General features: G+C 67.2%; 1 protein-coding gene. It reads right to left on the bottom strand.

Annotated elements, in window-relative coordinates; all coding sequences use genetic code 11:
- A partial coding sequence (locus HX846_RS29125; protein ID WP_256740067.1) for a helicase-related protein occupies window positions 1-551 on the bottom strand: 551 nt, incomplete at both ends.

Genomic DNA, 551 nt, shown 5'->3' with positions numbered 1-551 from the left:
AACCGGCCCTTGGGCGTGCCGCCGACCTGATGCCCGGAGCGTCCGACCCGTTGCAGAAAACCGTTGATCGAGCCGGGCGAGCCGATCTGGCACACCAGGTCGACATCGCCGATATCAATCCCCAGTTCCAGCGACGCAGTGGCGATCAACACCTGCAGCTCACCGGCCTTGAGCCGTTGTTCGGCGTCCAGGCGCATTTCCTTCGCGAGGCTGCCGTGGTGGGCGGCGACGGCGGTTTTGCCCAGGCGCTCGCTCAAGTGCCGGGCCAGGCGTTCGGCCAGGCGCCGGGTGTTGACGAAAATCAGCGTGGTGCGGTGTTGCCTGGCCAGTTCGGCGAGGCGGTCGTAGACCAGCTCCCACACGTCGTTGGCCATGACGGCCGACAGCGGCACCGGCGGCACTTCGATATCCAGGTCCCGTGGGCGTGCGTGGCCGATATCGACGATCTCGCAAGGCCGGCCGGTGCCCACCAGAAAGCGCGACACCGCCTCGATGGGCTTTTGCGTGGCGGACAGGCCGATGCGGGTCAGCGGTTCGCTGCACAAACCCTG

It is taken from the genome of Pseudomonas sp. K5002 (assembly GCF_013386655.1).
GTDB lineage: Bacteria > Pseudomonadota > Gammaproteobacteria > Pseudomonadales > Pseudomonadaceae > Aquipseudomonas.
The sequence above is the reverse complement of the archived record's forward strand: the minus strand, read 5'-3'. Positions and strand labels throughout refer to the sequence as shown.